The sequence below is a fragment of the Microbacterium hatanonis genome (genome assembly GCF_008017415.1).
Taxonomy (GTDB): domain Bacteria; phylum Actinomycetota; class Actinomycetes; order Actinomycetales; family Microbacteriaceae; genus Microbacterium; species Microbacterium hatanonis.
Genome location: NZ_VRSV01000002.1, coordinates 661073 through 684483 on the forward strand (window position 1 = coordinate 661073; position 23411 = coordinate 684483).

The 23411-nt window shown below is 71.8% G+C and carries 25 protein-coding genes; 14 read left to right on the forward strand and 11 right to left on the reverse strand.

Features of this window, described 5'->3' with window-relative positions; genetic code table 11:
- The first annotated feature begins 1 nt into the window (after position 1).
- The 8 genes from pcaG to FVP77_RS13290 are packed head-to-tail and all read left to right on the forward strand — an operon-like array spanning position 2 to position 7074.
- Positions 2-598, forward strand: a complete 597-nt coding sequence (gene pcaG, locus FVP77_RS13255) for a protocatechuate 3,4-dioxygenase subunit alpha (protein ID WP_147895048.1) — start codon at positions 2-4, stop codon at positions 596-598.
- A complete protein-coding gene (locus FVP77_RS13260) occupies positions 588-1940 on the forward strand; it encodes a lyase family protein (RefSeq protein ID WP_147895049.1) in 1353 nt (450 codons plus the stop codon). Before pcaG ends, FVP77_RS13260 begins: the two co-directional genes overlap by 11 nt.
- Positions 1937-2725, forward strand: coding sequence for an alpha/beta fold hydrolase (locus FVP77_RS13265; RefSeq protein WP_147895050.1), 789 nt, complete (start codon positions 1937-1939; stop codon positions 2723-2725). Before FVP77_RS13260 ends, FVP77_RS13265 begins: the two co-directional genes overlap by 4 nt.
- Complete coding sequence (gene pcaC / locus FVP77_RS13270) at positions 2722-3123, forward strand: 4-carboxymuconolactone decarboxylase (RefSeq protein ID WP_147895051.1); 402 nt, start codon at positions 2722-2724, stop codon at positions 3121-3123. Before FVP77_RS13265 ends, pcaC begins: the two co-directional genes overlap by 4 nt.
- Positions 3120-3869, forward strand: a complete 750-nt coding sequence (locus tag FVP77_RS13275; protein WP_147895052.1) for a 3-oxoacid CoA-transferase subunit A — start codon at positions 3120-3122, stop codon at positions 3867-3869. The genes pcaC and FVP77_RS13275 overlap by 4 nt, the downstream gene beginning before the upstream one ends.
- Complete coding sequence (locus FVP77_RS13280) at positions 3866-4525, forward strand: 3-oxoacid CoA-transferase subunit B (protein ID WP_147895053.1); 660 nt, start codon at positions 3866-3868, stop codon at positions 4523-4525. Before FVP77_RS13275 ends, FVP77_RS13280 begins: the two co-directional genes overlap by 4 nt.
- Before the next feature lies 1 nt (position 4526).
- Positions 4527-5696 carry a thiolase family protein gene (locus FVP77_RS13285; RefSeq protein ID WP_147895054.1) on the forward strand — a complete coding sequence of 390 codons (1170 nt, stop codon included), beginning with the start codon at positions 4527-4529 and terminating at the stop codon, positions 5694-5696.
- Positions 5697-5751: 55 nt separating this feature from the next.
- Positions 5752-7074, forward strand: a complete 1323-nt coding sequence (locus FVP77_RS13290) for an MFS transporter (protein WP_425463142.1) — start codon at positions 5752-5754, stop codon at positions 7072-7074.
- 21 nt (positions 7075-7095) lie between these two features.
- Here the strand turns inward: FVP77_RS13290 and FVP77_RS13295 are convergent, their stop codons facing one another.
- The 5 genes from FVP77_RS13295 to mmuM all read right to left on the reverse strand — a co-directional run bounded on the left by FVP77_RS13295 (position 7096) and on the right by mmuM (position 11245).
- Complete coding sequence (locus tag FVP77_RS13295) at positions 7096-7374, reverse strand: hypothetical protein (protein WP_147895055.1); 279 nt, start codon at positions 7372-7374, stop codon at positions 7096-7098.
- Positions 7375-7490: 116 nt separating this feature from the next.
- Positions 7491-8564 carry an alkene reductase gene (locus FVP77_RS13300; RefSeq protein WP_147895056.1) on the reverse strand — a complete coding sequence of 358 codons (1074 nt, stop codon included), beginning with the start codon at positions 8562-8564 and terminating at the stop codon, positions 7491-7493.
- A 90-nt stretch (positions 8565-8654) separates the two neighbouring features.
- The gene (locus FVP77_RS13305; RefSeq protein WP_342779754.1) at positions 8655-9284 is read right to left on the reverse strand and encodes a manganese efflux pump MntP; all 630 of its coding nucleotides are present in this window, start codon (positions 9282-9284) and stop codon (positions 8655-8657) included.
- Positions 9285-9706: 422 nt separating this feature from the next.
- Positions 9707-10336 carry a hypothetical protein gene (locus FVP77_RS13310; protein WP_147895058.1) on the reverse strand — a complete coding sequence of 210 codons (630 nt, stop codon included), beginning with the start codon at positions 10334-10336 and terminating at the stop codon, positions 9707-9709.
- Positions 10337-10345: 9 nt separating this feature from the next.
- Positions 10346-11245, reverse strand: a complete 900-nt coding sequence (gene mmuM, locus FVP77_RS13315; protein ID WP_147895059.1) for a homocysteine S-methyltransferase — start codon at positions 11243-11245, stop codon at positions 10346-10348.
- A gap of 111 nt (positions 11246-11356) precedes the next feature.
- Here mmuM and FVP77_RS13320 point away from each other — a divergent pair, with 111 nt between their 5' ends.
- Positions 11357-13363 (forward strand): ABC1 kinase family protein, encoded by a 2007-nt coding sequence (locus tag FVP77_RS13320; protein ID WP_147895060.1) that lies wholly within the window; start codon positions 11357-11359, stop codon positions 13361-13363.
- Between the two features lie 7 nt (positions 13364-13370).
- On the opposite strand, the gene FVP77_RS13325 is transcribed toward FVP77_RS13320, so the two are convergent.
- Positions 13371-14051, reverse strand: a complete 681-nt coding sequence (locus tag FVP77_RS13325; RefSeq protein ID WP_147895061.1) for a response regulator transcription factor — start codon at positions 14049-14051, stop codon at positions 13371-13373.
- A complete protein-coding gene (locus tag FVP77_RS13330; RefSeq protein ID WP_147895062.1) occupies positions 14048-15235 on the reverse strand; it encodes a sensor histidine kinase in 1188 nt (395 codons plus the stop codon). Before FVP77_RS13330 ends, FVP77_RS13325 begins: the two co-directional genes overlap by 4 nt.
- 168 nt (positions 15236-15403) lie before the next feature.
- On the opposite strand from FVP77_RS13330, the gene FVP77_RS13335 reads away from it, so the two are divergent.
- Complete coding sequence (locus tag FVP77_RS13335; protein WP_147895063.1) at positions 15404-16099, forward strand: ABC transporter ATP-binding protein; 696 nt, start codon at positions 15404-15406, stop codon at positions 16097-16099.
- Positions 16096-17406, forward strand: coding sequence for an ABC transporter permease (locus tag FVP77_RS13340; protein ID WP_147895064.1), 1311 nt, complete (start codon positions 16096-16098; stop codon positions 17404-17406). The genes FVP77_RS13335 and FVP77_RS13340 overlap by 4 nt, the downstream gene beginning before the upstream one ends.
- Positions 17407-17495: 89 nt before the next feature.
- Here FVP77_RS13340 and FVP77_RS13345 read toward each other — a convergent pair whose 3' ends face one another.
- Positions 17496-18758, reverse strand: coding sequence for a condensation domain-containing protein (locus FVP77_RS13345; protein WP_187266939.1), 1263 nt, complete (start codon positions 18756-18758; stop codon positions 17496-17498).
- A 75-nt stretch (positions 18759-18833) separates the two neighbouring features.
- On the opposite strand from FVP77_RS13345, the gene FVP77_RS13350 reads away from it, so the two are divergent.
- Positions 18834-19625, forward strand: coding sequence for an alpha/beta fold hydrolase (locus FVP77_RS13350; RefSeq protein ID WP_246134116.1), 792 nt, complete (start codon positions 18834-18836; stop codon positions 19623-19625).
- Positions 19626-19719: 94 nt separating this feature from the next.
- Here the strand turns inward: FVP77_RS13350 and FVP77_RS13355 are convergent, their stop codons facing one another.
- The gene (locus FVP77_RS13355; protein ID WP_281290331.1) at positions 19720-21153 is read right to left on the reverse strand and encodes an MFS transporter; all 1434 of its coding nucleotides are present in this window, start codon (positions 21151-21153) and stop codon (positions 19720-19722) included.
- 64 nt (positions 21154-21217) lie between these two features.
- On the opposite strand from FVP77_RS13355, the gene FVP77_RS13360 reads away from it, so the two are divergent.
- Positions 21218-21913 (forward strand): GNAT family N-acetyltransferase, encoded by a 696-nt coding sequence (locus FVP77_RS13360; protein ID WP_147895068.1) that lies wholly within the window; start codon positions 21218-21220, stop codon positions 21911-21913.
- Positions 21914-22000: 87 nt separating this feature from the next.
- Here the strand turns inward: FVP77_RS13360 and FVP77_RS13365 are convergent, their stop codons facing one another.
- Both FVP77_RS13365 and FVP77_RS13370 read right to left on the reverse strand, forming a co-directional pair.
- Positions 22001-22204, reverse strand: a complete 204-nt coding sequence (locus FVP77_RS13365) for a multidrug transporter (protein ID WP_147895069.1) — start codon at positions 22202-22204, stop codon at positions 22001-22003.
- A gap of 10 nt (positions 22205-22214) precedes the next feature.
- Entirely contained in the window at positions 22215-23024 is an 810-nt protein-coding gene (locus tag FVP77_RS13370) for an SDR family oxidoreductase (RefSeq protein WP_147895070.1), read from the reverse strand.
- Between the two features lie 134 nt (positions 23025-23158).
- Between FVP77_RS13370 and FVP77_RS13375 the strand changes: the two genes are divergently transcribed.
- The gene (locus FVP77_RS13375) at positions 23159-23374 is read left to right on the forward strand and encodes a hypothetical protein (RefSeq protein WP_147895071.1); all 216 of its coding nucleotides are present in this window, start codon (positions 23159-23161) and stop codon (positions 23372-23374) included.
- Positions 23375-23411: the final 37 nt, after the last annotated feature.

The following is a 23411-nucleotide window of genomic DNA, read 5'->3' on the forward strand; positions in this document are numbered from 1 at the left end:
CATGAGCGAGACCACCGAGACCCGTCGTCAGCGCGTGGCGGCACGCGGCGACGCGCCGCTCCAGCCGACCGCCGGGCAGACGATCGGCCCCTTCTTCGCGTTCGGGCTGCAGTACCCGAAGATGCACGAGGTCGTCTTCCCGCACTCCCCGGGCGCGATCGTCGTCGGCGGCATCCTCCGCGACGGCGCGGGGGCGCCCATCCCCGACGCCTGCATCGAGATCTGGGGCGCCGACAGCGACGGCACAGTCTCGCGCGGGCGCGGATCGCGCCGCCGCGACGACCACACCTTCACCGGATTCGGCCGCGCGTTCACGACCGACGAGGGCCGATTCGAGTTCTGGACCCGCAACCCCGGTTCGGTCGACGGCAAGGCGCCGTTCTTCGCCGTCGTGGTCTTCGCTCGCGGACTCCCCGACAAGCTCCACACGCGCATCTACCTCCCGGAGGACGCCGACGCGCTCGCCGCGGACGCCCTGCTGGCCTCCCTCGACGCCGACGAGCGCGCTACGCTCATCGCGACCCGCACGCCCGAGGGTCACCTCCAGCACGACATCCGGCTGCAGGGCGAGAAGGAGACCGTCTTCCTTGCCTTCTGACCCGCATCCTCTCGACGTCGGACTGCTCTCTCCCGTCAGCGCGGGGCACGATGCGGCGGTCTCGGATGCTGCGGTGCTCGACGCCCTCGTCGCGGCCGAGGTCGCGCTCGTCCGCGCGCTCGCGTCGGTGGGAGCCGCTCCCGCCGAGGTCGCCGACGACGTCTCCTCGGCGCTCGGCTGGACGGGGGCGGGCGAGGGCTGCCGGGGGCACGGCCTCGACGCGGCCGACCTCGCCGGCGCAGCCGTCGCCGCGGGCAACCCCGTCGTCGCTCTGGCGGGGATGCTGAGGCAGCGTGTTCCGGAGGCCGCACGGCCGTGGGTGCACCGGGGGGCGACGAGCCAGGACATCCTCGACAACGCCCTGATGCTGGTCGCCCGCTCGGCGGCCGATCGGGTGCGCGACGACCTCGACCGCGTCGAGGCGGCGCTCACCGCTCTCGCCGCCGCGAATCGCGACGTCGTCGCGGCCGCCCGCACCCTCACCCAGCACGCCGTGCCGACGACCGTCGGGGCGCGCGCCGCGGGGTGGGTGCGCGGCATCCGTCGTGCCATCGTGCGGCTCGACGCGGCGCGCGCAGAACTGCCCGTGCAGCTCGGGGGTGCCGCGGGCACCCTGGCGGCGTTCGTCGCCGACCTCGGGGCCGAACGCGCCGCAGAGCTCCCCGGGGCCTACGCGGCCGAACTGGGCCTCAGGCCCACCGACGCCCCCTGGCACACCGAACGCTGGCCCGTCACCGAGCTCGGCGATGCCCTCGTACAGGCGATCGACGCGGTGGGCGTCTTCGCCACCGACGTCGCCACCCTCACCCGCACGGAGATCGGCGAGGTCTCGGAGGCCGCCGGCGGCGGGTCGTCGGCGATGCCCCAGAAGGCGAACCCCGTCTCCTCGGTGCTCATCCGCTCGGCCGCCCTCCGCGCCCCGCAGCTGGGTGCCACCCTGCATCTTGCCGCCGCGCTCGCCGTGGACGAGCGTCCCGACGGCGCCTGGCACGCCGAATGGCCGACCCTGCGCGAACTCCTCCGCCTCGCGCTCGGGGCCTCCGCGCACACGGCATCGCTCGCCGCCGGGCTGACGGTCGACCGCGAGGCCGTCGCGCGCAACCTCGCTCTCACCGACGGGCTGGTCGTCAGCGAGCGCCTCGGCATCGTCCTCGTTCCGCTGATCGGGCGAGAGCGCTTCACCGCGCTGATCCGGCAGGCCGCCGACACGGATCTCGCCGACCTCGTGCGCGCGCTCCCCGAGGCGTCGGGGCTCGACGTCGACGACCTGCTCGACCCCGCCCGGTACACGGGCTTCGCCACGACGTTCGTCGACCGCCTCGGCGAAGGAGAGAACCGATGACCGTTCCCGCGCTGGCCCACACCACCCCGGTCGGCCCCGCCGATGCTCCCCTGCTGCTGCTCGGACCGTCGCTCGGCACCTCGACGATCCTGTGGGAGCGCGTCATCCCGACCCTTGCCCGCTCCCACCGCGTCGTGGCGTGGGACCTCCCCGGCCACGGGGCGTCACCCGCGTCGACGTCGCCCTTCACCGTCGCCGACCTCGCCGACGCGGTCGCCGACCTCGCGCGCGGCCTGTCGGACGCCCCCGTCCGCTACGCCGGTGTCTCGCTCGGCGGCGCCACCGGTCTGGAGCTGACCCTCCGTCACCCCGACCTCGTCGAGGCGACCGCCGCCGTCGCCTCGGGTGCGCTCCTCGGCGACCCCGACTCCTGGCACGCCCGCGCAGCCCAGGTGAGGGCGCAGTCGACCTCGGCGCTGATCACCGCCTCGGCCGGTCGGTGGTTCGCGCCCGACTCCCTCGCCCGCGAGCCCGAGCTCACGGGGCGCCTGCTCCACGCCCTGCAGGACGCCGACGACGACAGCTACGCCGCCTGCTGCGAGGCTCTCGCCGCGTACGACGTGCGAGGCCGCCTGGGCGAGATCGCCTCGCCCGTGCTGGCGCTGTGGGGCGAGTTCGACCAGGTCGCTCCCGAGGCGAAGGCCGACGAGATCGCACGAGGCGTCCGCCGCGGGCGCAGCATCCGCATCCCGGATGCCGCGCACCTGCCGCCTGCCGAGCAGCCCGCCGCGGTCGCGACCGCGCTCGACGACTTCTTCCGCCGCATCGATGAGGAGGCCGCATGACGACCCCGGATCACGGATCGACCGACGCCGAACGGCACGCGCAGGGCATGCGCGTGCGGCGGGAGGTGCTCTCCGACGCGCACGTCGACCGTGCCGTCGAGCGCACGACCGCGTTCACCGCCGATTTCCAGGACCTCATCACCCGGTACGCCTGGGGCGACATCTGGTCGCGCCCCGCGCTCGATCGCCGGTCGCGGTCGATCGCGGTGCTGACGGCGCTCATCGCGCTGGGCCACCACGAGGAGCTCGCGATGCACCTGCGCGCGGCCCTGCGCAACGGACTCACGACCGCGGAGATCTCCGAGGTCATCCTGCAATCGGCGATCTACTGCGGCGTGCCCGCCGCCAACACCGCCTTCCGCATCGCCTCCGAGGTCTTCGCCGAGGGGGACGCATGATCGACAAGCAGGTTCCGGATGCTGCGGCCGCGGTCGCGGGGATCCCCGACGGCGCGACGGTCATGATCGGCGGCTTCGGCCGTGCCGGGCAGCCCGTCGAGCTCATCGACGCGCTCATCGCGTCGGGGGCGCGGGAGCTCACGATCGTCAACAACAACGCCGGCAACGGCGACACCGGGCTCGCGGCTCTCCTGGCCGCCGGGCAGGTGCGCAGGATCGTGTGCTCGTTCCCGCGCCAGTCGGATTCGTGGGTCTTCGACAGGCTCTACCGCGCCGGCGAGATCGAGCTCGAACTCGTCCCGCAGGGCAACCTCGCCGAGCGCATCCGCGCGGCAGGCGCCGGCATCGGCGCGTTCTTCTCGCCCACCGGTGTCGGCACGCTCCTGGCCGAGGGCAAGGAGGAGCGCGAGATCGACGGGCGCCGGTACGTGCTCGAGTACCCGATCCGCGCCGACTACGCCCTGATCTCGGCCTACCGGGCCGATCGCTGGGGCAACCTCGTCTACCGCGAGACGGCGCGCAACTTCGGCCCGATCATGGCGACGGCCGCCACCACGACCATCGTGCAGGTCGACGAGGTCGTCGACCTCGGCGGCCTCGATCCCGAGACGGTCGTCACGCCCGGCATCTTCGTCGACCGCGTCGTCGCGGTGGGCGAGCGCCCGTGGCTGCGCGACGGCGCCTTCGTCGGAGGCGTCGACCTCGAGGGCTCGCCCCTCGCCGCATCCGCCGAGGAGGCGTCATGACCACCCGCATCTCGCGCAACGACCTCGCGGCGCGCATCGCCGCCGACATCCCGGAGGGCGCCGTGGTGAACCTCGGCATCGGGGCGCCGACCCTCGTGGCGAACTTCCTCCCCGAGGGCGAGGAGATCCTCCTCCACACCGAGAACGGGCTGCTCGGCATGGGCCCCGCGCCGCAGGCGGGCGCGGTGGATCCCGACCTCATCAACGCCGGCAAGCAGGCGGTCACCGCGCTGCCCGGCGCCGCCTACTTCCACCACGCCGACTCGTTCGCGATGATGCGCGGCGGCCACCTCGACGTGTGCGTGCTCGGCGCCTTCCAGGTCTCGCAGAACGGGGACCTCGCGAACTGGTCGACCGGCGAGCCCGGGGCGATCCCCGCCGTCGGCGGGGCGATGGACCTCGCCATCGGCGCGAAGGACGTCTACGTGATGACCGACCTGTTCACGAAGTCGGGCGAGCCGAAGCTCGTGGAGCGATGCGCGTACCCGCTCACCGGCGTCGGATGCGTCTCGCGCGTCTACACCGACCACGCCGTCTTCGACGTCACCCCCGACGGGTTCGTCGTGCGCGAGCTCTTCGGCGACAACACCGTCGCCTCGCTCGAGGCCGCCCTCGGGCTCTCCCTCACCGCGCCTCTGTCTCGAGATAAGGACTGACATGCCGAGCACCTGGATCTACGACGCCGTCCGCACTCCGTTCGGCCGGGCCGGCGGAGCACTCTCGGGCGTCCGCCCCGACGATCTCGCAGCGACCGTGATGGCAGCATCCGTCGCCCGCACCGGTCTCGACCCGGCCCGGATCGACGACGTGATCTTCGGCGACGCCAATCAGGCGGGCGAGGACAACCGCGACGTGGCGCGGTTCGGTGCGCTGCTGGCGGGTTTCCCGTCGAGCGTGCCGGGGGTGACGGTCAACCGTCTCTGCGGGTCGTCGCTCGAGGCGGTGATCCAGGGTTCGCGCGCGATCGAAGCGGGTGACGCCGACATCGTGCTGACCGGCGGCGTCGAGTCGATGAGCCGGGCCCCCTATGTCGTGGAGAAATCGCCCAAGCCGTTCCCGGCCGTCGGCAACCCGACGATGTGGAACACCTCGATCGGGTGGCGCATGACGAACCCGCGTCTGCGCAAAGACTGGACGATCTCGAACGGCGAGTCGGCCGAGAAGCTCGCCGGTCTCTACGAGATCAGCCGTGAGGAGCAGGACGCCTTCGCCCTGCGCAGCCACCGGGCCGCGGCCGACGCCTGGGCGACGGGGGTCTTCGACGGCGAGATCGTGCAGGTCTCGGGCAACGAGCTCGCCCGGGACGAGAGCATCCGCGAGGACACCACCCTCGACAAGCTCGCCGGGCTCAAGACGCTCTTCGCCGCGGACGGCTCGGTCACGGCGGGCAACTCCTCTCCCATCAACGACGGCGCCTCCGCTGTGCTGATCGGTGCCGAGGGCGCGCTGGATTCCGAGCCCCTCGCCCGCATCGCCGGGCGCGGGGTGTTCGGCAACGATCCCGACGTGTTCGGGATCGCCCCGGTGGAGGCGGCGAACCGGGCCCTCGCCCGAGCGGGGCGCACCTGGGCCGACGTCGATTTCGTGGAGCTCAACGAGGCCTTCGCCTCGCAGTCGCTCGCCTGCGCGAAGCTGTGGACCGAGCTCGACCCCGCGAAGCTCAACGTGCACGGCGGGGCCCTCGCCATCGGGCATCCGCTGGGCGCCTCGGGCGGCCGCGTCGTCGGCCGCGCCGCGCACGAGCTGGCTCGCCGTGGCGGAGGGGTCGCGGTGGTCGCGATCTGCATCGGCGTCGGACAGGGCCTCGCGGTCGTGCTCGAACGCTGACCCGCTCCGACCCCGCCTACGCTGGGAGGGTCCCTTCCGTCGATAGAGAAGACCCGTGACTGCTCCCGTGCTCGCCCCCGCGCCGGGTTGGCGCATGTGGCTGGTGTGGGCCGTGGGCCTCGCGGGCTACGTGCTGTCGATCACCAACCGCACGTCGCTGTCGGCGGTCGGTGTGGATGCGGCGACCCGCTTCAACGCGGATGCGTCGGCGCTGTCGATGTTCGCCGTGATCCAGCTCGCGGTCTACGGCGGCATGCAGATCCCCGTCGGGCTCCTCCTCGACCGATTCGGTGCGCGGCCCGTCATGACGATCGGCATGGTGCTGATGGCGGTCGGTCAGCTGGTGATGGCGTTCGCCTCCGACGTCGGCATCGGCATCCTCGCGCGCGTACTGCTGGGCGCCGGCGACGCCGCCATCTTCCCCAGCGTGCTGCGGGTGATCGCGACGTGGTTCCCCGCTCAGCGGGCGCCGTTCCTCGTGCAGATGACGGGCGTCATCGGCCAGCTCGGTCAGATCGTGTCGATCATCCCGCTGGCGGCGCTGCTGCACGCCACGTCGTGGAGCGTGGCCTTCGGCAGCCTTGCCGGGCTCGGGTTGCTGTTCGCGGTGCTGATCTTCGCGATCATCCGCAACCGACCGCCCAGTCGCGCGGTCGACGTCGCCGTCGACACCGACACCGGAACGATCACCGTGGTGCGCTCGGCCGCCGACCTGCGGCAGGGCTTCCGCGAGGCCTGGGCGCACCCGGCCACCCGGCTCGGGTTCTGGTCGCACTTCACGACACCGCTCGCCGGCTACGTCTTCGTGATCCTGTGGGGCTTCCCCTTCTTGACGGCGGGCGAGGGGCTGCAACCCGCCGCGGCCTCACTCGTCCTGACCGCGTTCGTGGTCTTCGGCATCGTCGTCGGGCCGGTGATGGGCGCGCTGTCGAGCCGCCACCCGATGCGGCGCTCCCTGTGGCTCGTGATTCCCTCGGTGGCGCTCCAGGCGGCGGCGTGGATCACCGTCATCGTCTGGCCCGGCCAGGCTCCGCTGTGGCTGCTGTTGGTTCTCGCATTCGCGATGGGCACCGGGGGCCCCGCATCGATGATCGCGTTCGACCATGCGCGTGCCCACAATCCGAGCCACCGCCTCAGTACCGCGACGGGCATCGTCAACGGAGGCGGTTTTCTCGCGGGGCTCCTGGCGATCCTCGCCATCGGCATCGCGATGGACCTGCAGGGGGCTGGAACGCCCGACACCTATTCGCTCGACGCGTTCCGCATCGCCTTCCTCACGCAGGTGCCGCTGTGGCTTCTCGGCACGACGTTCATCATCGTGGAGCGCAAGCGCACCCGCATCCTTCTGGGTCTCGACCCTCCGCGCCGCGCTCGGTGACCGCCGTCGCCCGGGGAACCGTCATTCCGACGCACCGGGATGCGGCGCCGCTCGTCGCCGATCGAGGGCCGCCAACCCCGCACGGACGGCGATCGTGGCGAGCGCGGCGCAGCAGAGCAGGGCGGCGATGACGACGAATCCCCCGCCCGGCCTCTCTTCGTAGAAGTAGGTCGGTCGGGATGCATCCCAGACCGGGGATTCGATGCCGTATGCGGCGCCCGCGACGAACACGACCGGCACGGCCACAGCCGACAGGACCGCGATGAGGATGAGGGCGCCCGTGCTCAACCGTCGTCTCATCGCCCCACTATGCGGCACGCGGGTGAATACGAAACCACGTCCGCGCGACGAGACCCTGACACCGGGCCGGGGTCTCGTCGCGCGGAAGGGGTCTCGCGGTCATCGGTCGCGCGGGATCAGCCCGCCAGGCGCGGGTAGTCGGTGTAGCCCTCCGGGCCGGAGCCGTAGAACGTCGCCGGGTTCGGCTCGTTCTCGGGGTGGCCGCCACGCCACCGCTCGACGAGGTCGGGGTTGGCGATCGCGAGACGCCCGACGGCGACAGCATCCGCTGCTCCGCGCGCGACGAACTCGGCCGCCTCGTCCTTCGTCGTCAGCTGACCGAAGCCGCTGTTGGCGATGAACACGCCGCCGAACCGCGAACGGAGGTCTTGCACCAGGTCGCCGGCCGGTTCGGCGTGCAGCACGCTGAGGTAGGCGAGGCCGAGGCGTGCGAGGCCGTCGACGAGCGCCTCGTAGGTGGCGCGCACGTCGGCGGGGTCGGTCTCGACGACGTCCTGGATGTTGTGCGCGGGGGAGAGGCGGATGCCGACGCGACCGGCGCCGACCTCGGCCGCGACGGCCGCGGTCACCTCGACGACGAACCGCGCGCGGGCCTGCGGAGACCCCCCGTAGAGATCGGTGCGCTGGTTCGAGACGGGGGAGAGGAACTGGTGCAGCAGGTACCCGTTCGCGCTGTGCACTTCGACCCCGTCCATCCCGGCGTCGATCGCCCGGCGGGCGGCCGCGACGAATTCGGCGCGCACGTCGTCGAGCTCTGCCGTCGTCAAGGCGTGCGGCACGGGGAAGGCCTTCTTGCCCTCGGGGGTGTGCACCTCGCCGTCGATCGCGACGGCGCTGGGGGCGACGATGCGGTCGGTGCCCGTGATGTCGGTGTGCGAGACGCGTCCGCCGTTCATGAGCTGCATCACGATGCGTCCGCCTTCGGCGTGCACCGCCTCTGCGACGGCTCGCCATCCCTCGGCCTGCTCGTCGGTGACGATCCCCGGCTGGCCGGGGTAGGCCCGCGACTCGGCGCTCGGGTACACGCCCTCGGTGATGATGAGCCCGAGGCCGGCGCGCTGGGCGTAGTGCTCGACGACGATGTCGCCGGGCACGCCGTCGGCGCCGGAGCGCATGCGCGTCAGGGGCGCCATCACGACGCGGTTGGGGAGGTCGAGGTCGCCGACGGCGAGGGGGGAGAACAGATCCACGGGGGTCCTTTCGGGGGAGGGGGCCGGCGCGTCGCGGACGGCCGACCCCCGGCCCAACGGGGAGGGCAGCGCCGCTATTCCTCGCCGGTGCTAGCCGAGGAGGTGCTCCAGCAGGATCTTCGTGCCGATGCCGATCAGCACGAGGCCTCCGGCGATCTCAGCGGGCTTCTGGAAGCGGGTTCCGACGCGGTGACCGAGCGCGACGCCGACGAACGAGACGGCGAACGTGATGACGCCGATGAGCACGACCGCCGGCACGATGTCGACGTCGAGGAACGCGAAGCTGATCCCGACGGCGAGGGCGTCGATGCTCGTCGCGATGCCGAGCAGCAGCAGCTCGCGCGGGCGGATGCGGCCGGAAGGCGCAGCATCCGGGTGTGAGCGGAAGGCTTCCCAGAGCATCTTGCCGCCGATGAGCGCGAGCAGACCGAACGCGATCCAGTGGTCGACCGGGGCGATGAGTGCGCTGAACTGCGCGCCCAGCAGGTAACCCAGCAACGGCATGACCGCCTGGAAGAGGCCGAAGGTCAGCGCCACGAGGAGGGCGTCGCGATAGACCTGGGCCTTCACGCGCACCCCCTGCGCCAGGGAGACGGCGAACGCGTCGGCCGAGACGCCGACCGAGACGACGAGCAGGTTGAAGAAGGACACGGGGCGCCTTTCTCGGCGCGCGGGCAGGCGAACGCCCGACACGTCGATGGTGTCGAGAGTCTCGTTCACCCGGAATCCGGGCGGCGCACCGGGTGAGGTCGATCTCACCAGCATGTCGACGCGCTCTGCGGGAACTACTCCCTCTCAGGCCTTCATCATGGCAACTTTCCGACGGGTTTTTCGTTCGGTGCGCCGAAAGTCCGACCGCGAGACGTCATCCGGGCGACGAGACGTCGTCCGTCGCGCGAAGTCTCGTCGCTGGGGTGAAGTCTCGTCGGCTAGGGGCCGGCCCGGGGCCTGTCAAGGCCCGTCTCCGAGGGAGAGGCGGGTGGCAGAGTCACTGGTGCAACGCGTGCGGTACAAGGGTCGGTCGCGGTTCGATCGAGATGGATCCTGCTGGTGCGCGGCGACCCCTGCGGTGAGAGTTCCTGCGGGGGTCGTTCTGCATTCGCCGAGCGGATGCTGCGCGGCCGGCCCCGCACCGCCGGCGATCAGTGCGCGCCGGGCGCGTACACCTCCACCGACTCGGGCCTCGTTCGTGCGGCGAGCACGAGCGCCAGGATGCCGAGGCCGAGCGTCGCAGCCAGCACCGAGAGCGTGCCGAGCGCTGCCAGCGGCTCCGCGAGCAGCTGCACCTCGTCGCCGGGCACCACGAGATACGCCACCTGCATCATCACCCACAGCGCCGCCTGCCCCGCGAGCACCCAGAGCGGAGCCCAACGCCACGGGTGAGGTGCGACGCCGATGCGGCCGATCTGCACGGTGGCGATGAGGCCGGCCGCGATCGGGACCACGATGCCGACGTAGCCGAGCACGCTCCAGACGGCGGGGTCGGTCGTGCGTTGCGATTCGAGCACCGCCCCGATCGCCGACGACGTCACGGGCCACAGCGCGACGATGACCAGCGCGACCGTTCCGAGGGGCTTGCGGGCGACGAGGCTCTGCTCGCGAGTGAGTCCGATCGCGAAGGTCAACACACCGACCGCCCAGGCGACGTCGCCGGCGATCGCGACCGCCCGGACCGCGGGGGTGCCGAGGAAGGACGACGACAACATCGACAGGACCCCGCAGGCGATGAGAGCCGTACCGCCGATCACCCAGGAACGTCTGCGCCGCTGCATACCTCCACGCTACCGAAGGCGACGGATCGGTCCACCGGCGCGCAACCCCGCCCTCACCCGCGCGATGTCAGCGGGCCCCACCCGGCAGCATCCGCCCACCAGGCTCGCTCCGGCCGCCCAGTCGTCGCCGGGGAGACCGGGGGCGCCGCGCCATACCCGAGCGTCGGCGTCCCACCGCTCGCCCGAGTTCGGGTAGATCACGACGGGGCGGTCGGTCACCGACCGGGCGGCGGCGATCGCACCGGGCACCTCGTCGGGGTGGGAGCAGTTGATCCCGACCGCGATGACCTCGTCCGCGGTGTTCGCCAGGGCGAAGCCGTCTGCCATCGGCTGCCCCGATCGCAGTCGCCCGCCCTCGATCGTGAAGGACAACCAGGCGGGCCGCCCGCAGCCGCGCGCGAGATCGACGAGAGCCGCGGCTTCGTCGAGCGTGGGGATGGTCTCGAACGCGAGCAGATCGGCCCCCGCGTCGGCGAGCACCGCGAACCGTGGTTCGTGCCATCGGCGCAGCTCGTCGCGGGTCAGTCCCGACGTGCCGCGGTACTCCGAGCCGTCGCCGAGGGTCGCGCCGTAGGGGCCGATCGATGCGGCGATCCAGCGCGGGACCCCGTCGGCGACGACGGCGGAGAGAGCGGATGCGGCGAGTCTCACGCTGGCGCGAAGCATGCCCTCGGTGTCGGCGGCCGAGAACCCGCGTCGGGCGAGCGAGGAGAAGCCCACCTGGTATGACGCAGTGATCGCGACCTGCGCGCCGGCGGCGAAGTACTCCGCGTGCGCGGCGCGGATGGCGTCGGGGTCGTCGACGAGGAGCCTCGCGCTCCACAGCGGGTCGGACAGGTCGTGGCCGTGCGACTCGAGGAGCGTGCCCAGTCCGCCGTCGAGGACGATCGGCCCGGCGGAGAGATCCATCCCTGCATTGTCTCCGACCGCGGGGGTCGCATCCCACCGTGGGATGATCGCCGCGGCGTTGTTAGTGTGTGCACCAGCCGGCATCACGGCCGGCGAGAGGGAGGTGCCCCCGTGCTCGCCGATATTCTGACGGCGCTCTTCGCGATCGCTTCGGCGTTCCTCGTCGGCTTCGTCGCACGACGCATCCTCGAGACGCCGGTCGGCTGGCCCCGCAGCATCCTCGTCGGGCTCCTCGTCTTCAGTGTGGGGCTGCCCTTCTCGAACTGGATGCTGGATCAGTCGGGCCTGCTCGTGGACGGGCGCACCGACGACGTTCAGTCGGCCCTCCTGGCTCTCGCGGTGGTGGTGCTCTCCCTCGCGTGGATCTTCGCCCTCGGGCTCGCGGTGCTCGTCGCGCTGGAGGCCATCTTCCCGACGAGACCGCTTCCGAATCCGATCGACGTCGCACGCGCGGGCATCCGTCAGCGCAAGCGCACCCGCCGCTACCTCCAGATCCTCGCGATCGCGTCGCAGCACGGTGCGGGCTGGCTCGTGCACGGCACGTCGCGCGTGGAGCGGGAGCTCACGACCAGCCAGCAGCGAGCGCAGGCGCTGGTGTCGACCATCAACGACTCCGGCGTCACTTTCGTGAAGCTCGGACAGGTGCTCTCCACCCGCCGCGATCTGATCCCCGAGCCCTACATCTCGGCGCTGTCGACCCTGCAGTCCAGCGCGAACACCCTCGCATGGGACGTCGTGGAGACCGTGATCCAGGGCGAGCTGGACCGCCCGATCGACGAGGTCTTCGCGTCGATCGACCCCGCGCCGCTCGCCGCCGCGTCGGTCGCGCAGGTGCACACCGGCACCCTCCTCGACGGGACGCCCGTCGTGGTCAAGGTGCAGCGGCCGGCCGCACGGGCGCAGGTGGAGGCCGACGTCGACATCATCCTGCGCCTGGCGCAGCGCGCCGAGCGGCAGACCCGCGCGGGCAAGGACCTGCGGCTGGAGTCGGTCGCGCGCGGGTTCACCTCCACGCTCCTCGATGAGCTCGATTACCGCATCGAGGCGCGGAACATGGAGATGATCCGCACCGCGCTGGCCCTCATCGCCGAGGACGACGGGGAGGAGCGTCCGCTGCTGTCGATCCCGGCCGTGCACGCGCACGCATCGACGAAGCGTCTGCTCACCATGGACCTCGTCGCCGGGGAGCCGCTCAGCCGGGCGCGCGACCGGCTCGATGCGATGTCGGCCGACGACCGCGACGCGCTCGCGATCGGGCTCATGACCTCGGTCATCCAGCAGATCCTGCTCTACGGCGTCTTCCACGCCGACCTCCACCCCGGCAACGTGATCCTCCGCGACGACGGGACGCTCGGGCTCATCGACTTCGGAGCGATCGGGGTGATCGAGAGGAGCCAGCGCGAGCACATGACCGCGCTCCTGCTCGGGGCGCTCACGGAGGACGACGTGATCGCCAGCGACGCGCTGCTGCTCATCGTCGACGTGCCGGCCGATGCCGACATCGACGCGTTCCGCCACGACATCGGCATCGTGCTCACCTCCGAGCGCTACCGGCCCCCGGGCGACGGGTCGATCTTCTCCCGGATGGTCGACGTCATCCGCGACCACCGCATCGCCCTGCCGGGCGACCTCGCATCGGCGTTCCGCAGTTTCGCGACCCTCGAAGGGTGCCTGCGGGTGCTCGTGCCCGACTTTGACATGATCGCCCGCGCGCTCCCGGTCGTGCCCGGCCTCGCGCGCCGCATGGTCTCGCCGAAGCGCCTCGCCCTCGACACGCAGGCGAGTGCGGCGCTGGCCGCGGTGCGGGTGAAGGCGCTGCCGCAACGGCTCGAGAACCTGATGACCGGCATCGAGAACGGCACCGCGGGCCTGCGCGTGCGCGCGATCCCCGGTGAGGCGCAGGAGGGATTCGTCCGCTCGATCGCCGCGCAGGTCGTGGGCGCCCTGGTGTCGATCACGGCCGTCGTGGTCGCGATCGTGCTGACGGTGACCGATACCGGCCCCCAATACCCGGGCGGATGGGGGCTGTTCGACCTGCTCGGCGCCGCGATCGGCCTGTTCGGCTTCCTGGGGCTCCTCCGCGTCGTGCGGCAGCTCTTCGTGCGCGCGCCGCGCTAGACCCCGCTCACGCCTCGCCGGGCGAGAGCATCCCGCTCTCATACGCGGTGATGACGAGCTGGGCGCGATCGTGGGCGTAGAGCTTCGTCATGATCCGGTTCACGTGCGTCTTCGCGGTGTGAGGCGAGATGACGAGTTCGTCGGCGATCTCCTGGTTCGAGCGCCCGCGACCGACCAGCAGCAGCACCTCGCGCTCGCGCTCCGTCAGATGGGCGAGGGCGGGCGGCACGGGGGCCTGGTCGCCGCGGGGCGCGGGCGCCGGCGGTAGGACGTACCGCGTGATGAGGCTGCGGGTCGCGGTGGGTGAGAGCAGCGCGTCGCCGGCGTGCACCGCCCGCACGGCTCGGACGATCTCGTCCGGTTCGGCGCCCTTTCCGATGAAGCCGCTCGCCCCGGCGCGGAGAGCCGCGACGAGGTACTCGTCCTCCTCGAACGTGGTGAGGATGAGCACGCGGGTCTCGGTGAGGTCGGGATCGGCGCAGATGGCCGAGGTGGCGCCGATGCCGTCGAGCCGCGGCATCCGGATGTCCATGAGCACCACGTCGGGGCGCAGCTCGCGCGCCTTCTCGACCGCCTCGATCCCGTCGACCGCCTCGCCGAGGACGGCGAGGCCGGCCTCCGACGACAGGATGTCGGTCACCGCCTGGCGAATCAGCGATTGGTCGTCGACGACGAGCACCGTGGTCATGGGGCGTCCTTCCGGGTGAGCGGCAGCGTAGCGGCCAGGCGCCACCCGCCGACGGTCGTACCTGCCTCGACGTCGCCCTTCACCGACGCGACCCGCTCGCGGATGCCCAGGAGACCGTGCCCCCGAGGATCGCCGTGGTCGCCGTGCGGAACGGGCAGCGGGTTGGTGACGACGACCGTCACACGGTCGGGGCCGACGTCGATCAGCACGTGAGCGCGGTACCCCGCGCCGTGCTTCTGGGCGTTGGTGAGACCCTCCTGGATCACCCGGTACGCGACCAGGCCCGTCGCACCGGTGACCTGCGCCAGGTCACCCTCGACACGCGTCTGCACGGTCAGGCCGACGCGCGAGAAATCGGCGACGAGGTCGTCGAAACGATCGAGGCCGGGCTGCGGTCTGCTCTCGCGTTCCTCGGGGTCGTCGGCGCGCAGCACCGCGAGCAGATCGCCGATCTCGCCGAGGACGGCGCGCGAGGCCACGCGGATCGTGCCCAGAGCCTCCTTCGCCTTCTCGGGCCTGCTCTCGAGGGCCGATGATGCGACACCGGCGTTGAGGCTGATGACCGAGATCTGGTGGGCGACCGCGTCGTGGAGGTCGCGCGCGATGCGCAGGCGCTCTTCGGCGACCCGCCGGCTGGCCTCGGCCTCACGGGTCTGCTCGGCCCGCTCGGCGCGTTCGGTGACGGCGATGATGTACTCCCGGCGAGAGCGGGTCGCATCGCCCGCCGCCGAGGCGAACGCGACCGTGATCGCGAACTGGAGCGCCCGCGGGTCCCAGACGCTTCCGACGGTCGCGAGCAGGCTCAGCAGTACGATGTCGACCACCGCCACGGCCGCGACGATGATGGTGACCCGGCGCGTGGACCGGTTCGCCACGGCGAACATCGCCACGGCGGCGGCGATGGCGTTGCCGGCCGAGAGCGTGCCGAGGAGGGCCGCAGCCCCGTAGAGCACGATGATCACGGCCAGCACCGGGATCGGCCAGCGCCGACGGAACGGGAGGACGAAGGCCGGAGCGATCACGAGCGCGAGCGCCAGGAGGCTGCCGGGGCGGAACTCCTCCTGCGGGAAGGGCGCGAACGCGGCGCCGACGATCAGCGCGGCGGCCAGCAGGTCGCCGACCCACGAGGGCGGACGCCAGTGCAGCTGCCCCGGTATCCGAGCGCGCCCCGCAGCATCCACCATCTCCCCAGTGTGGCGGGCATCCGTGCGCGGCGACTCATCCGTCCGCGGGATATCGCGTACCGCCGTCGCGGTACGGAGGGTGTCCGCGGTCGGGGGACGCCCCGGGCGCCGCCGGTCGCGAGGCTGGAGGAGCTTCGGGAGGACCGGAGCGGAACAGGGGAGCTCACCATGACGCCGATCATCTCGGTCAAGGACGTACGCCGGTCGTACGGTCGAGGCCAGAACCGTTTCGAAGCGCTCAAGGGGGTGAGCTTCGACATCTTCGAGGGCGAGAGCGTCGCGATCGTCGGCAAGAGCGGCTCGGGGAAGTCGACGCTCATGCACGTGCTCGCCCTGCTCGATGCCCCGACGTCGGGCACGGTGGAGCTCGAGGGCGTCGACACGCGCGAACTGCGCGGGCGCCGCCTCAACAAGACGCGCAACAAGACCTTCGGGTTCGTGTTCCAGCAGTTCTTCCTCACCGCGAACGCGTCGGTGCTCGAGAACGTGCTGCTGCCGATGAAGATCGCCGGGGTCGGCCGCATCGAACGTCGTCGCCGCGCCCTGGCCGCACTCGAGCAGCTCGAGCTCGCCGACAAGGCGAAGAACAAGGCAGTGAACCTCTCGGGAGGTCAGAAGCAGCGCACCGTCATCGCCCGCGCCCTGGTGAACGACCCCCGCATCATCTTCGCCGACGAGCCGACCGGAAACCTCGACTCGCACACCGGCGCGGTGGTCGAAGACATCCTGTTCTCCCTCAACCGCGAGACCGGGATCACCCTCATCGTGGTCACCCACGACGAGGAGCTCGCGGCCCGCTGCGACCGTCGCATCCTGATCCGAGACGGCCTGCTGGTCGACGAGTCGGCGGCGGTGGCCGCATGAGAACCCTCGACCTCATCGGGACGGCCGTCTCGAACACCTTCCGCTCCAAGACCCGCACCATCCTGACGATCCTCGCGATCTTCGTCGGTGCGTTCACCCTGACGCTCACGAACGGCCTCGGCACCGGCATCAACGCCTACATCGACGACACCGTCTCAGGGGTGGGCGCCTCCGACACCATGACGGTCACCAAGACCGCCGAGTCCACGGCCGGGTTCGCCTCGACCGACTCGGGTCCGACCGAGTACAACCCCGACTCGGTCACCAGCGCGCAGCCCGGCCCTCCGGGAGCGACCGTCGTAGCCCTCGGACCCGACGACCTCTCCGCACTCGGTGACGTCGACGGGGTGCTCGATGTGCAGGCGACGAAGTCGATCACCGCCGACTACATCGAGGGCGGCGACGGCTCGAAGTACGTCGTGAGCGTGGGGAGTCTCGTGGCCGGGCAGGCCGTGAACGTGCTCGCCGGCAGTGAGCCCGACGACTCTTCCGCCGATCTGCAGCTCGCGCTGCCGGCCTCGTACGTCGAACCGCTCGGCTTCTCGAGCGACGACGACGCCGTGGGGCAGACGGTCACCATCCAGGTGACGGATGCGACGCGCACCCCGCACCTGATCGAGGCGACGATCAGCGGGGTCGCCGAGGAGAGCATCGCGTCTCCGACCGGCTCGGCGATCGTGCCGAACGATGCTCTGACCGACCAGCTGTTCGAGACGCAGAACATCGGCGTCCCCGCCGATCAGGTCGAGCGCTACGCCCAGGCGACCGTGTGGTTCAGCCCCGACGCCACCGACGAGCAGATTAGCGATCTCAAGACGAACCTGGCCGACGCCGGCTACACCGGCACGACGGTCGCCGATCAGCTCGGCACGATCAAGACCGTGATCGACGGCATCGTGCTCGTGCTGAACGCGTTCGCGGTGATCGCCCTGCTCGCGGCGAGCTTCGGCATCGTCAACACGCTGCTGATGTCGGTGCAGGAGCGCACCCGCGAGATCGGCCTGATGAAGGCGATGGGCATGGGGAGCGGGCGCGTCTTCGGCCTGTTCAGTCTCGAGGCGGCCTTCATCGGGTTCCTCGGCAGCGCGATCGGGGCCGTCGGAGCCATCCTCGCGGGAACCGCGATCAGCACGGCCCTCTCCGGGTCGCTGCTCGCCGACCTGCCGGGGCTCGATCTCATCGCCTTCGACCCCCTCTCGATCGGCGCGGTGATCCTGATCGTCATGCTGATCGCGTTCCTCGCCGGCACGCTTCCCGCCGCCCGGGCAGCGAAGGCCGACCCGGTGGAGTCGCTGCGGTACGAGTGACCTGGTGCTCCCCTGTCGCGAACGGCTGGTCCCACCCACCATCCGCGTCAGGGGAGCATCGCTCCTCCCGGGAACATGCGCAGGACCGGTCAGCGGGCCGCAGCATCCTCCAGCCCCGCCTCGAGGGCGTCGAGCCACGCGCCCACGTTCGCCCGCGCCTCGGGGGTGTCGGGGTAGCGCGAGCGCAGCTGCAGGCCATTGCGAGTGGCGGTGAACCAGATCATGACGCCGTCGACGTCGATCGCCGCCGACACGTGCTGGATCTCGAGCTCGGGGTCGGTCGGCATGGTCATCCGCCGCACGTCGAGCCACGACAGGGCGAACATCCCCGGCCGCACGGGCATGCCGCCGTACGGCGCCAGGATCGGCGCGAGCGGGTACGACCCCAGCGCCATGGCCTCCTTGACGGATGCGGCGCAGGCCGCCGGATCGTCGTCGTCGCTCTCGATCACCGCGTTCGTGATGAACCAGCCCACCGCGTCGTGCCAGCGGTGGTCGTGACGGCTGTGAACGGGGAACACCGCGCGCAGCGGCGCATCGGCGAGGGTGCGCGTGACGCGGGTGAGCACGCTCATCGCCAGCGCGATCGCGCGCACCGACAGCGCGGATGCGGCGGCGTCGAACCGGCGGAGCTCGGCCGAGTCGAGCACGTCGCGCACCTCGACCACGGCCCGTCGCGGGCTCGACACGTCGCCGAGCGGCAGGGGGAACAGGGGCATCGCGCCGGCCTCGGCCGCCAGGATCGCCTCCCACCTCTCGGAGACGTGTGAGGGCGCCGGGGGCATCCGCTCGAGCAGGTCGGTGTGCTCCGCGAAGGGTGCTGCCGGCTCGCCGCAGACGTCGGGCTCGTCGATCGCGGCGAGCAGATCGCGGATCACGACGTGCCACGACCACATGTCGACGTGCGAGTGGTCGGCGCCGATCACGACCACCCCGCCCTCGGTCTCGTCGTGCGGTTCGAGCAGGCAGAGCCGGTACGACGGCGCCTGGTACGGGGCGCAGGCCTCGTCGAAGACGTCGCGGACGACCTCGCGCGCGGTGCGCCCGGGGGCGACCGGATGCTGCGTCCACGCGCCCGATTCGACGTCGACCTCGTGCAGGGCGGGGCCGTCGTCGCCGGGTCGGAAGGCGGTGCGGAAGGTGCCGTGCCGCGCGATCACCCGCATCCAGGCCGACGCGAGCTGCTCGCGCTCGACGCCGACCGGCAGGCGGAACGACACCGCCATCCACGAGCCGGGGCGCTGCCCCTCGCCGACGTGACGCCTCTGGTCGAACGAGACCGGCAGGCGCCTCCCGGGCGTCTCGCCCGTGCGGACGACGAAGCTGGACAACCGTCCCGGGGGGAGAGTCATCCGTGTGACTGTGGTCAACCGCATGGCGCCGTAGTCTAGGCGGACGATATCTCGCGCTGGTGACGGAGGATGACGGTGGGGTTGCTCGACCTGGGTGGAGCAGCGATCTCTTATGACGTCACCGGCGACGCGGGACCGCTGGCCGTGCAGCTGCACGGGCTGACGTCGAGCCGTTCGCGCGATGCGCAGCTCGGGCTCGATCTCGGCCGCGCGCTGCACAGCGCTCGGGTGCTCCGCTACGACGCGCGCGGTCACGGTCGCTCCACCGGCGACACCGATCCCGCCTCCTACGGGTGGGACCGCCTCGCCGACGATCTCCTCCGCCTCCTCGACGAGGTCGCCCCCGGCGAGCGCGTGCACGGTGTCGGCCCGTCGATGGGCACCGGCACGCTGCTGCACGCCGCCGTCCGCGACCCCGAGCGCTTCGCGAGCCTGACGCTGGTCGTGCCTCCGACGGCGTGGACCACCCGTACCGCCCAGGCCGAGACCTACCGGCGCAACGCCCGCTTCGTCGAGCGGGAGGGCGTCGACGCGCTGGTCGAGCTCGGGAGCTCCGCCCCCGTTCCGCCGGCGCTCGCCGACGCGCCGGAGAGCTACCCGGCCGTCGACGCGGGTCTGCTGCCGACGGTGCTGCGCGGGGCGGCCGAGACCGACTTCCCGCCGGTGGGCACGCTGCGTGCGATCTCGACCCCGACGCTGGTGCTCGCCTGGGCGGGCGACCCGGCGCACCCGCTCTCGACGGCCGAGAAGCTGCGCGAGATCATTCCCGGCAGCGTCCTGTCGGTCGCCCGCTCGCCGCACGAGGTGCTCGGCTGGGCCGGCCGCTTCGCCGAGCACGTCGGCGCGGCGGCTCGTCGCGCGGGCTGACGCGCAGCATCCGTCGGTGCCTCGAGCCGCGACGTGCCGCGATTCGGGGTGTGCCGGCCTCGGGATGCCCCGTCTCGTGGCGCCTCACGCCGCGCTAGGGGAGCGACGGATGCTTCTCGACCGAGCGCGTCGGGATGAACAGGGCCAGCACCAGCGCCACGACCGCGGCCCCGCCGCCCAGGAGGAACGACACCTGGAAGGCCTCGGGGGTGGGCACCTGCGAGCCGTTCTGCACCGTCGACATCGACGCCAGCACGACGCCGACGATGGCGGCGGCCGTGCTCGTGCCGAGCGACCGCGCGAGCGCGTTCAGCCCGTTCGAGGCGCCGGTCTCGCTCGGCGGCACCGAGCGCATGATGAGCATCGGCATCGCGGCGTAGCCGAACCCGATGCCGAAGCCGATGAGGATGTTCGCGATGACGAGGTGCCAGACCTCGCTGGCGAACAGCAGCGTGAAGCCGTAGGCGGCGATGAGCGAGATCGCGCCGGCGACCAGCAGGACGCGAGGACCGATCGTGCGGGCAAGGCGCCCCGAGATCGGCGAGAGCACCATCATCACCAGGCCCGACGGCATGACGACGAGGCTGGCAGCGAGGAGCGACAGGCCGAAGCCCGAGCCGGTCTCGACCGGCAGCTCGAGGATCTGCGGGTAGACGACGTTCGAGGCGAACAGTGCGAAGCCCATGGCGACCGAGGCGAGGTTCGTCAGCAGCACGGGGCGACGCGCGGCCACCCGCAGATCGAGCAGCGGATCGTCGATGCGCAGTTCGTACCAGCCCCAGACGAGCAGCACGAGGACGCCGCCGATGCCGAGCGAGAGCGTCAGAGGCGACAGCCAGCCCCAGGTGTTGCCGCGCGAGACGGCGAGGAGCACCCCGATCAGGCCGATCGCGAGCCCGGCGGCGCCGACGAAGTCGAACCGGCCGGGGGTGCGCAGCACGCTCACCGGCACGACCAGCAGCACGAGCACGAACACGACCGCGCCGAGGCCCCCGGCGATCCAGAAGAGCACGTGCCAGTCGCTGTACTGCGACACCAGAGCGCTGACGGGGAGGCCCAGCGCGCCCCCGACGCCGAGGGTCGCGCTGATGAGGGCGATCGCGCTGTCTACCCGCTTCTCGTGCAGCACGTCGCGGAGGATCGACACGCCCAGCGGCACCACCCCGACCACGGCGCCCTGCAGGGTGCGGCCCACGATCATGCTGCCGATGCCCGTCGACAGGGCGGCGATCACCGAGCCGAGCACGAGCACGGCGAGCAGGACGAGCACGATGCGCCGCTTGCCGTACATGTCGCCGAGGCGCCCCGCGATCGGGGTGGTGACGGCGGCGGCGAGCAGCGTCGAGGTGACGACCCAGGCGGTGTCGTCGCGCGAGGCGTTCAGCAGTTCGGGCAGCTGCGTCTGGATCGGCACGACCAGCGTGAACATGAACGACGAGCAGAGTCCGGCGACGGCCAGGACGGCGATCACGGCCCACTGCGGCGAGCTTCGCGTCAATCGCTTCCGTGCGTTCTCGTCTCGGCCCACTGACCCCAGGTTAGCCGCGCGGCGGCGGGGCAGGGGTCGCCGCCGGCGATGAGAAACTGGGCGCATGCCCGATCCGGCCGGTCTCGACATCCGCGCTCTCGACTCCGTCGACGGGGTGCACGCCGCATCCCGCCTCTTCGACGAGGTGTGGACGGGCGAGCGCTCGACGATGCCGGCGAACATCCTGCGCGCGCTCGAGCACGTCGGAAACTACGTCGTCGGGGTCTTCGATGGCGAGCGGATGCTGGCCGCATCGGCCGCGTTCTTCGGCCCTCCCGCCGAGCGCACGCTGCACTCCCACATCACCGGAGTCCTGCCGTCGGCGCAGGGGCGCGGGATCGGCCGCGCGGTGAAGCAGCACCAGCGCGCCTGGGCGCGCGAGCGCGGGGTGGAGCGGATCACGTGGACCTTCGACCCGCTCATCGCCCGCAACGCGCACTTCAACCTCAGCGTCCTCGGCGCAGACGTCGCCGAGTACCTCGTCGACCAGTACGGGCCGATGGACGACGACGTGAACCGCGGCGATGCGTCCGACCGCATCCTCGTGTCGTGGGCGGTCGCTCCGGCGGAGGCTCCGGCGACGGAGGTCGTCGAGGCGGTCGCGATCCCGCGCGACATCGAGACGCTCCGCCGGGCAACGCCTGCGGATGCTGCGCGGTGGCGCGCCGGCGTCCGCGAGCGCTTCCTCGCGCTGACCGCCGAGGGACTCCGCGTCAGCGGGTTCGACCCCGCGCGGGGCTACCTCTTCGCGCGGCGCTGAGCGCGCCGCATCCGTCGTCGACACACCGGAATCGGCCGAGGCGCCCCGCCAGGCGGAGCGTCTCGGCCGATGCGCGTGTATCGAGCGCTATTCGCCGTCGGCCTCGGGGGTGCCGGGGCCGGGGCGCACCGCCGCGTCGTCGCGCACGTCGATCCGCTTCACGCCGTCGTGCTCGGTGACGTCGATGCGGGGCGCCGCGTCGGCCTCGGTCGATTCGGGGGCGCTGGTGAGCTGGTCGTGGCGCTTCTCGGCGTCGCTCATTCCGTCGTCCGTCGGTTCCGTGTCGGTCATGGTGTTCCGCTTACTTCCCGGCGTCGCGCCAGGCGTCGCTCTCGAGGTGGGATCCCGCCTGCGGGCCCATCTGCAGCATCCCGCCGTCGACGACCCAGCTCGCCCCCGAGACGTACGCGGCCGCGGGCGAGGCCAGGAACGCCACGACCGCGGCGATCTCGTCGGGCGTGCCGGGGCGTCCGAGCGGGATGCCGCCGCGGTGCGTCGACTCCGCGTCGGAGGCGTCCATGTCGTTGATCGGTGTGGCGATCTCGCCCGGCGCCACCGAGTTGGCGGTGATGCCGTAGCGCCCGAGCTCGAGCGCCATGGTCTTGATGAGTCCGCCGAGGCCGTGCTTGGCGGCGACGTAGGCGCCACTGCCGACGCGCGGCTGGTGCTCGTGCACGCTCGATATGGCGATGAGGCGCCCACCACGACCCGCGGCGACCATGCGGCGGGCGGCGACCTGCAGGCCGATGAACGCGCCGTCGAGGTTGAGGGCGATGTCCTGGCGCCAGGCGTCGAGATCCATGTCGAGGAAGGGTCCGCCCGAGCCGCCGCCGGCGTTGTTGACGAAGACGTCGACCCCGCCGAGCTCGTCGGCGAGACCGTCGATCACGCGCCCGGCCGCGTCGAAGTCGGTGGCGTCGAACCGCGCGACCACAGCGCGTCCTCCGCGGGCGCGCACCTCGTCGGCGGTGCCCTGTGCGCCCTCCTCGTCGGAGTGCCACGTGATGCCCACGTCGAGTCCGGCCTCGGCGAGGGCGACGGCGGTGGCGGCCCCGATGCCGGAGTCCGAGGCGGTGACGATCGCGTGGCGGGGGGAGAAGTCGGTAGCCATGTCACGAGGCTAAGCCGCGACCCGCGCGCCGGTCCGGGCCTTGCCAGTCCGGGGCCGGGTCACTACCGTGCCGTCGGCGTCATTCCCAGCATCCGTTAACCCTCCGATAGCCCAGAAGATGCCACGCTCGTCTCATGTCGACCTCCGATGCCTTCCTGCCCGTCCAGGGTGAAGAAACTCTCCGCGATGATGCGCCCCTCGAGCGGGAGGACGACGATGTCGAAGACGAGAGCGAACCCGACGTGCTGACCGGTGAGCCGTCGGCGGATGCTGCGGACGAGCCGCCCGTCTCGGAGCGCACGGTCTTCCGCACGCCGACCGGCGAGAGCGCCGACCCGGCGAACGACTGACGCCGCCGCCTCGGCGACGCCGCCGGCCGGAGCGGTT